The following is a 9,124-nucleotide window of genomic DNA, read 5'->3' as shown; positions in this document are numbered from 1 at the left end:
GACCGAACGCCCCCCCACCCCGCCGGGCGCCCGCGCGGTTCCGGGCGGCGCCCCCCCCGAGGCGGCACTGCCCGCCCGGCCGGGGACGCACGCCAGGGCGGGCTGGGCAGCGCCGCAGCCCGCGGGCGAGCCCGGGCGGGCCGGGGCGGCGGTCCAGGCAGCGCCTTCGGCCGCGGGGCCATGGGGCGTGGGCAGCACCCTGCCGTCAGGCGAGGGCGGCCGCCGCGCGGCACCCCACCGCCGCACGGCCCGCCAACGCCACACCGCGCCCCGTTGCCACACGCCACCCCGCCGCCACGCCGCCGCGCGAGATCGGCCGAGGCGAGCGCAGCCGTCAGGCGAGATCGGCCGTCAGGCAGGCGCGGCGCTCCAGCGCGCGCGGCGGTCAGGCGGGGTGCCGCTGTCAGGCGAGCACCAGCCGCCCCGCAAGCACAGCCGCCACGCAAGCGCCGCTGTCAGGCGAGCGCGGCCGTGATGGCGGCCCCCAGCTCGGTCGTCGTCGACTTGCCGCCCAGGTCCGGGGTCGCCACCTCGCCGGCCGCGAGCACCTCCTCGACCGCCCTGTGCACCGCCGCGGCGGCCGTCTTCTCGCCCAGATGCTCGAGCATCATCGCGCCGGCCAGGATCTGCGCCACCGGGTTCGCGATGCCCTGCCCGGCGATGTCCGGGGCGCTGCCGTGCACCGCCTCGAACATCGACGGGTACTCGCCCGGCGGGTTGACGTTGCCGGACGGCGCCATGCCCAGCCCGCCCGTCACGGCCGCCGCCAGGTCGCTCAGGATGTCGCCGAACAGGTTCGACCCCACCACGACGTCCAGCCGGTCCGGGTGCTGCACCATGCGCGCCGCCAGCGCGTCGATGTGCGTCTGTTCACTGTGGACGTCCGGGTACTCCGCGGCGACCTCCGCGAACACCTCGTCCCAGAACGGCATCGTGTGGATGATCCCGTTCGACTTGGTCGCCGAGCACACCCGGCCGCTGCGGGTGCGGGCCAGCTCGAACGCGAACCGGATGATCCGCTCGACCCCGACCCGCGTGAAGATCGACTCCTGCACCACGAACTCGCCCGGCTGCCCCGGGTTGTGGCGCCCGCCGATCTGCGAGTACTCGCCCTCGGTGTTCTCCCGGACGATCACCATCTCCAGCTCGTCGGCCTCCCGGCCGGCCAGCACGGACGTCGTCCCGGGCAGCAGCCGCACCGGCCGCAGGTTCACGTACTGCGCGAACGCCCGCCGGATCGGGATCAGCAGCCCCCACAGCGACACGTGGTCCGGCACCCCGGGGAACCCGACCGCGCCGAGCAGGATCCCGTCGAACGGCCGCAACCGGTCGATGCCGTCCTCCGGCATCATCCGGCCGGTCTTGGTGTACCGCTCGCAGCTCCAGTCGAACTCCGTCCACTCCAGACGGAACCCGTGCACTTCGCCAGCCCGGTCGAGGACCTGGCGCGCCTCGGCGGTGACGTCGACCCCGATGCCGTCACCGGGGATGCTCGCGATCCGGTAGGTGTTCACAGGCTCACCGCGATGTACTTGGTCTCCAGGAACTCGTCGATGCCGACGGTGCCGCCCTCGCGGCCGAGCCCGGACTGCTTGACCCCGCCGAACGGCGCCGCCGGGTTGGACACGATGCCCTGGTTCAGCCCGATCATGCCGGCCTCCAGCGACTCCGACACGCGCAGCGCACGCTTGAGGTCGTTGGTGTAGACGTAGCTGACCAGGCCGTACTCGGTGTCGTTGGCCGCCGCGACGGCCTCGTCCTCGTCGTCGAACACGCTGATCGGCGCGACCGGCCCGAAGATCTCCTCGCTCGCCATGCGGGCGTCCCGCGGCACGTCGGTGAGCACCGTGGCCTGGTAGAAGTTGCCCGGACCGTCCACAGTGGCCCCGCCGGTGAGCACCTTGGCGCCACGGGAGGTGGCGTCGGCGACCAGCTCGGTCACCTTGTTCACCGCGTCGGCGTCGATGAGCGGGCCGACGACCACGCCGGGCTCGGTGCCGCGCCCCAGCGGCAGCGCCGACATCCGCTCGGTCAGCCGCCGGGCGAACTCGTCGGCGACCCCGCGCTGCACGTAGAACCGGTTGGCCGCGGTGCACGCCTCGCCGATGTTGCGCATCTTGGCCTGCATCGCGCCCTCGACCGCCGCGTCCAGGTCGGCGTCGTCGAAGACGAGGAACGGCGCGTTGCCGCCCAGCTCCATCGACGTGCGCAGCACCTTGTCCGCGCACTGCTCCAGGAGTTTGCGCCCGACCGCGGTGGATCCGGTGAAGGACAGCTTGCGAGCGCGGCCGTCCTTGATCATCGGCTCCATCACGCCGCCCGGGTCGCTGGTGGTGAGCACGTTGAGCACGCCGGCGGGCAGCCCCGCCTCGGTCAGGATCGCGGCCAGCGCGAGCATCGACAGCGGCGTCTGCTCGGCCGGCTTGATGACCATCGTGCAGCCCGCGGCGATCGCCGGGCCGATCTTGCGGCCGCCCATCGCCATCGGGAAGTTCCACGGCGTGATCAGCAGGCACGGCCCGACGGGCTGCTTGGTGACGAGGAACCGGCCCGCCCCGTTGGGCGCGACCTGGTAGCCGCCGTCGATGCGCACGGCCTCCTCGGAGAACCAGCGGAAGAACTCGGCCGCGTAGGCGACCTCGCCCTTCGCCTCGGCCAGCGGCTTGCCCATCTCCAGCGTCATCAGCAGCGCCAGCTCGTCGACGCGCGCGTTCAGCAGTTCGTAGGCGCGGCGCAGGATTTCGCTGCGCTCGCGCGGCGCCGTCTTCGCCCAGTCGGCCTGCGCCGCGACGGCGGCGTCGAGGGCCGCCTTCCCGTCCTCGGGCGCGGCGTCGGCGACCTCGCAGAGGACCCGGCCGGTGGCGGGATCCTCGACGGCGAAGGTCCGCCCACTGCTCGACGGGACCCACTTCCCGCCGATGAACAGCTCCTTGCCGACGGCGTCCACGACACCCGATTCGGTCAGCTCGGCCATTGGTCCTCCTGATCAACCTTGCGCCTGTCCACCGGCCATGCTAGACAGATTGTCAACAATCTACAAGCTCACTCCGGTTAGGAGTTCCGCCGTCATGGCCCAGCTCTCCCCCCTGCTCAAGCAGGCCACTCCGGTCGTCGTCGAGCACGGCGAAGGCGCCTACCTCTACGACGTCGACGGCAACCGCCACCTCGACTTCACCGCCGGGATCGGTGTGACCAGCACCGGCCACTGCCACCCGAAGGTGGTCAAGGCGGCGCAGGAGCAGATCGGCAAGGTCATCCACGCGCAGTACACCACCGTGATGCACCAGCCGCTGCTCAAGCTGACCGAGCGGCTCGGCGACGTGCTGCCCGCGGGGCTCGACTCGCTGTTCTTCGCGAACTCCGGCAGCGAGGCCGTCGAAGCCGCCCTGCGCCTGTCGCGGCAGGCCACCGGGCGGCCGAACGTGATCGTCTTCCAGGGCGGGTTCCACGGCCGCACGGTCGCCGCGGCGTCGATGACCACCTCCGGCACGCGGTTCAGCGCCGGCATCTCGCCGCTGATGGGCGGCGTGCACGTGGCGCCGTTCCCCTACGCCTACCATTACGGCTGGGACGAGCAGACCGCGACGAAGTTCGCGCTGCGCGAGCTGGACTACCTCTTCCAGACGATCAGCGCGCCGAACGAGACGGCCGCGTTCTTCATCGAGCCGATGCTCGGCGAGGGCGGGTACGTGCCGGCGAACACCGAGTTCATGGCCGGGCTGCGCGAGCGCGCCGACCGGCACGGGATCCTGCTGGTGATCGACGAGATCCAGACCGGATTCGGGCGCACCGGCCGGTTCTGGGGCCACGACCACTTCGACGTGAAGCCGGACGTCGTGCTGATCGCGAAGGGACTGGCGAGCGGCTTCCCGCTGTCCGGCATCGCGGCGTCGAAGGAGCTGATGTCCAAGGCGTTCCCCGGTTCGCAGGGCGGCACGTACGGCGGCAACGCGGTGTCGTGCGCGGCGGCGCTGGCCACCCTCGACGTGATCGAGGAGGAGAACCTGGTCGAGAACGCGGCGGCGCGCGGCAAGCAGCTGCTCGAAGGCGCGCGGCTGATCGCCGACAAGACGCCGGAGATCGGCGAGGTGCGCGGGCTGGGCCTGCTGGTCGGTTCGGAGTTCACCAAGGCCGACGGCACGCCGGACACCGCGCTGGCCGCGGCGGCGCAGCAGGAGGCGGCGCGGCGCGGGCTGCTGCTGCTCACCTGCGGGGCGTACTCGAACGTCGTGCGGATGATCCCGCCGCTGGTGGTCACCGCCGAGCAGATCGACGACGCGCGCGCGATCTGGGCCGAGACCGTCGCCACCGTCACCGGTTCCAAGTAGGGAGAAGAGGCACGTTGGCCCGCTACATCACCATCTCGCTCGACAAGCGCGGCGTGTCCTGCCGTGCCGTGCTGCTGGACGCGGAAGCGCCGCGGACCTGCCAGGCGGTGTGGAACGCGCTGCCGCAGAGCGGTTCGGCCTACCACGCGAAGTACGCCCGCAACGAGGTCTACACGCTGGTGCCGCCGTTCGCCGACCCGAAGCCGGGCCGGGAGAACCCGACGGTCACCCCCATTCCCGGGGATGTCGTTTATTTCGGGTTCGAGGCGTGGGAAATCGGAAATCCGGCGTACGGGTACGAAGACAGCAGCGAGGCCCACAGCGACCAGGGCGCGACCGATCTGGCGATCTTCTACGGCCGGAACAACCTGCTCATCAACGGCGACGCGGGCTGGGTGCCCGGCAACGTGTTCGCCACGATCGTGGAGGGCCTGCCGGAAATGGCGGCGGCCGCGCAGGACCTGTGGCTGCGTGGCGTCGAGGGCGAAACGCTGTCCTTCGCCCGCGCCGAGTAGCCGTCGACCTGCGGTCGTTAGGGGCAAAACCCCGGTCCCCCGTCACTCGTCAGTGTGATCATGGGGGGATCACCTTGCGTGGCAATGTCTTCACCCGTTCGGGCGGGCGTCACCCGGTGTGCCGGATCAAGATCGGCATCGCCCCAGGTGGGCCCGCCCGGCGGCGCTACGAGTGGCGCAACGGGACCCCCGGCCGCGAACCCGAAAGTGTTACGTGTTTAGGCTGGGCGGATTTTCCACCGCGCTATTCGACGGGCTCCGCTCTTTCCGCGGCGGTTTGACACTTCCCAGCGGAACTGAAAATCTTCCCTTGCTTTCGAAAGCAGCCAGATTCGCAAGGATTGATTTTCGCAAAGGAGCCCCTCTCCAATGTTCGCTGCGCACTTCCACCACGGCCACGACATCGTTTCCAACATCCTGGCCGGCCTCGCGCACGTCCTCGGCTGGCTGGTCTGACCCGCTGATCCGAGAAGGCGGGGCCGGTACGTTGGCGCGGACCGGCCCCGCCCCCTTTCCGGCACCGGTAACGTCGCCGCCGTGAGCGCAGTGATCGTGACCGTGGTACTCGCTTTCGTCGGCTACATCGTCACTTACACGAACAACGTCCGGCTGTCGCAGCGGCAGGAACGCCTGGCCCGGATCAACCGGCAGCTGAGCGAGTTGTACGGCCCGCTGTTCTCCATCAGCGAGGCCCACAGCCGCACCTTCGCCGAGTTCCGCCGACGCCATTCCCGGAACGGCGTTTCCCCGTTCGCCGACGAAACCCCGCCCACCGCTGAGGAACTCACGGAATGGCGGCTCTGGGTGACCTCCGTCTTCCTGCCCACCCTCCGGTCGATGCGCGATCTGGTCGTGCAGAACGCCGACCTGCTCATCGAGCCCGAAGTGCCGGAGGTCCTCCTCCAGCTGTGCGCCCACGTCTCCGGCTACGAGATCACCGTGGCCCGCTGGGAACAGGGCGACCACTCCGAGCACCTGTCGATCGTGCACTACCCGGCCGACGAGCTGGCCGCCTACATCAACCGCAGCTTCACCCTGCTCAAGGCCGCGCAGGCGCGCCTGCTCGGCCGGCGGCGGCTGCGTCGCCTCCTCCAGACATGAATCTCCTTCACTTCCAGTCCTGCGCCTTCCCGTACTAGGCTTCCGTCATTCGGGCAGGCGCAGGAAAGGACCGGGCACGTCATGGGCGACGTCACCGCGCGGATCGCCGAGATCGTCGGCGAGCGCAACCTCCTCTCCGGGGACTCCGTCCCGGACGACTACGCGAAGGACGAGTCCCTCACCGTCGGCGCCATCAAACCGGCCCACGTCGTCAAACCCGCCACCGCCGAAGAGGTCGCCGCCGTGCTGGCCGTGGCCACCGAGAACGGCCTGCCGGTCACGGCTCGCGGCTCGGGCAGCGGCCTGTCCGGCGCGGCCCGCCCTCGCGAGGACGGCGTGCTCGTCTCGTTCGAGCGGATGAACGCGGTCCTGGAGGTCGACACCGCCAACCAGGTCGCCGTCGTCCAGCCGGGCGTCACGCTCAGCGAACTGGACGAGGCCACCAAGGAGGCCGGCCTCGCCTACACGGTCTACCCGGGCGAGCTGAGCGCGAGCGTCGGCGGCAACGTCGGCACCAACGCGGGCGGCATGCGCGCGGTCAAGTACGGCGTGGCGCGGCACAACATCGTCGGCCTGCAGGCGGTCCTGCCCACCGGCGAGATCATCCGCACCGGCGGCAAGACGTCCAAGATCTCCAGTGGCTACGACCTGACCCAGCTGATCATCGGCTCGGAGGGCACGCTCGCGCTGGTCACCGAGGTGATCGTCAAGCTGTACCCGCGCCTGCCGCACGCGGCGACGCTGCTCGCGCCGTTCGGTGATCTCGACCAGGTGATGCGCGCCGTGCCGGAGATCATCGCCAGCGGCCTGACGCCGAATATCCTCGAGTACATCGACAACCTGACGATGGCGGCGATCACCTACAACGAGAAGCTGGAGCTGGGCGTCCCCGAGGAGGTCCGCAACGCCACGCAGGCCTACCTGGTGGTGGGCCTGGAAAACCGCGACGCCGACCGGCTGGACGGCGACGTCGAGCGGGCCGGCGAGCTGCTCGGCGAGCTGGGCGCGTCCGACGTGTACGTGCTGGACGGCGGTTCGGCGCGCAAGCTCATCGAGGCGCGGGAGAAGGCGTTCTGGACGGCAAAGGCCGCCGGCGCCGACGACGTGATCGACGTCGTGGTGCCGCGCTCGGAGATGCCCGGGTTCCTGGCGAAGGTCCGGGAGCTGGCCACGGCCGCGGAGGCCGGTGCGATCGGTTGCGGCCACGCCGGGGACGGCAACGTCCACTTGGGAATCTTCTGCAAGGACGCGGAGAAGCGGCACCGGCTGCTGCACGACATCTTCGCCGCGGGCATGGCGGCCGGCGGGGCGATCTCCGGTGAGCACGGGATCGGGCAGGCGAAGAAGGACCACTTCCTCGCGCTCGAAGACCCGGCGAAGGTCGCGTTGCTGCGCCGGATCAAGCAGGCCTTCGACCCGAAGGGCATCCTGAACCCGGATGTCCTGTTCGACTGAGGAGTGAGATGAACGGCGCGCAGTCCCTGATCCGCACGCTCGTCGACGCGGGTGTCGACGTGTGCTTCTCCAATCCCGGCACGTCGGAGATGCACTTCGTCGCGGCGCTCGATTCGGTGCCCGAGATGCGCGGTGTGCTGGCCCTGTTCGAGGGCGTGGTCACCGGCGCAGCCGACGGTTACGCGCGGGTCGCGGGCCAGCCGGCCGCGACGCTCCTGCACCTGGGGCCGGGGCTGGGCAACGGCCTGGCGAACCTGCACAACGCCCGGCGCGGGCACGTGCCGGTGGTGAACGTGATCGGCGATCACGCGACGTACCACAAGAAGTACGACGCGCCGCTGGAGTCGGACATCGAGGCGATCGTCGGTTCGCTGAACGGGTGGGTGCGCCGGTCGGGGAACAGCGCGGACGTCGGCGCGGACGCCGCGTTCGCGGTCGCCGCGGCGCAGGAGGCGCCGGGCAAAGTGGCGACGCTGATCCTGCCCGCGGACGTCTCGTGGGGCGACGGCGGTGTCGCGGTGAAGCCGGTGCCGCCGCGCTCGCCGCAGACCGTCGCGGACACCACGGTCAAGGCGGTGGCGGAGGTGCTGCGGACCGGTGAGCCGGTCGCGTTGCTGGTGGGCGGCCCCGCCTGCCGCGAAGCCGGTCTGCGGGCGGTGAGCCGGATCGCCACCGCGACCGGGGCGAAGCCGTTCGTGGAAACCTTCCCGGCGAGGCTGGAGCGCGGCGCCGGACTGCCCACGATCGAACGCCTGGCGTACCTGGCCGAGCAGGTGCAGTGGCAGCTGGAGGGCATCAAGCACGTCATCGTGGCCGGGACCAAGGCGCCGGTGTCGTTCTTCGCCTACCCCGGCAAGCCCAGCGATCTGGTGCCGGAGGGCGCGCAGGTGCACACGCTGGCAGAGCTGGACCAGGACGTGGTGGCCGCGCTGGAAGCACTCGCGGACGAGGTCGCGTCCGATGTGGACCCGGTGCTGCAGGAGCCGGCGCGCCCCGCGCTGCCGAGCGGCCCGCTGACGGTGCAGAACTGGGTCGAGGTGATCGGCGCGCTGCTCCCGGAGGGCGCGATCATCTCGGACGAGGCCAACACCTCGGGCCTGTTGCTCCCGGGCGCGACGGCCGGTGCCCCACGCCACGACGTGCTCACCCTGACCGGCGGAGCCATCGGACAGGGACTCCCGGTGGCTGTCGGCGCAGCGATCGCCGCCCCAGACCGCCCGGTGATCGCACTCCAGGCGGACGGCAGCGCCCTCTACACCATCTCGGCACTGTGGACGATGGCGCGGGAAAACCTGAACGTGACAACGGTGATCCTGAACAACCACGCCTACGCCATCCTGCGCATCGAACTGCAGCGAGTCGGAGCGGAAGCATCCGGCCCGAAGGCGAAGGACCTGCTGGACCTGGCAAGGCCCGACATCGACTTCGTGAAGATCGCGGAAGGCATGGGCGTCCCAGCAACAAGGGCGACGACGGCCGAGGAACTGGCCGAGCAATTCCGCAACGCCCTCAACGAGCCCGGACCGCACCTCATTGATGCAGCGGTACCCCCACTGCTCTGACGGCGCGCAACGCCATCTTTGAACAAAACCCCGAGCTGGGTGGTCATCCCGTCGCCTGACACGCAACGATCACCTTGAGCCAGGGCCGCAACCTCCGTGCTCACCGCAAGCCGAACATGCCAACCTTGCGGCCCTGGCTCAAGGTGATATGCACAAACCGGAA

Annotated in this window: 7 protein-coding genes; 5 read left to right on the top strand and 2 right to left on the bottom strand. The window is 70.5% G+C overall.

All coding sequences use genetic code 11. The annotated features are described in order from the left end of the window. Positions 1 to 455: 455 nt before the first annotated feature. Complete coding sequence (locus ABZ193_RS42390) at positions 456 to 1,514, bottom strand: tartrate dehydrogenase (protein WP_354714442.1); 1,059 nt, start codon at positions 1,512 to 1,514, stop codon at positions 456 to 458. After that, positions 1,511 to 2,974, bottom strand: coding sequence for an NAD-dependent succinate-semialdehyde dehydrogenase (locus ABZ193_RS42385; protein WP_354714441.1), 1,464 nt, complete (start codon positions 2,972 to 2,974; stop codon positions 1,511 to 1,513). Before ABZ193_RS42385 ends, ABZ193_RS42390 begins: the two co-directional genes overlap by 4 nt. A 94-nt stretch (positions 2,975 to 3,068) precedes the next feature. On the opposite strand from ABZ193_RS42385, the gene ABZ193_RS42380 reads away from it, so the two are divergent. The 5 genes from ABZ193_RS42380 to ABZ193_RS42360 all read left to right on the top strand — a co-directional run bounded on the left by ABZ193_RS42380 (position 3,069) and on the right by ABZ193_RS42360 (position 8,961). Continuing rightward, a complete protein-coding gene (locus ABZ193_RS42380) occupies positions 3,069 to 4,328 on the top strand; it encodes an aminotransferase class III-fold pyridoxal phosphate-dependent enzyme (protein WP_354714439.1) in 1,260 nt (419 codons plus the stop codon). Positions 4,329 to 4,342: 14 nt separating this feature from the next. After that, positions 4,343 to 4,843, top strand: coding sequence for a DUF3830 family protein (locus ABZ193_RS42375; protein WP_020420436.1), 501 nt, complete (start codon positions 4,343 to 4,345; stop codon positions 4,841 to 4,843). Positions 4,844 to 5,380: 537 nt separating this feature from the next. Then, entirely contained in the window at positions 5,381 to 5,944 is a 564-nt protein-coding gene (locus ABZ193_RS42370; RefSeq protein WP_354714437.1) for a hypothetical protein, read from the top strand. A gap of 81 nt (positions 5,945 to 6,025) precedes the next feature. Further along, positions 6,026 to 7,399, top strand: coding sequence for an FAD-binding oxidoreductase (locus ABZ193_RS42365; protein WP_354714435.1), 1,374 nt, complete (start codon positions 6,026 to 6,028; stop codon positions 7,397 to 7,399). An 8-nt stretch (positions 7,400 to 7,407) separates the two neighbouring features. Then, a complete protein-coding gene (locus ABZ193_RS42360) occupies positions 7,408 to 8,961 on the top strand; it encodes an acetolactate synthase large subunit (RefSeq protein ID WP_354714433.1) in 1,554 nt (517 codons plus the stop codon). Positions 8,962 to 9,124: the final 163 nt, after the last annotated feature.

The sequence above is a fragment of the Amycolatopsis sp. NPDC006125 genome (genome assembly GCF_040614195.1).
GTDB classification, from domain to species: domain Bacteria; phylum Actinomycetota; class Actinomycetes; order Mycobacteriales; family Pseudonocardiaceae; genus Amycolatopsis_E; species Amycolatopsis_E tucumanensis.
This window is presented reverse-complemented; position numbering and strand designations above follow the sequence as displayed.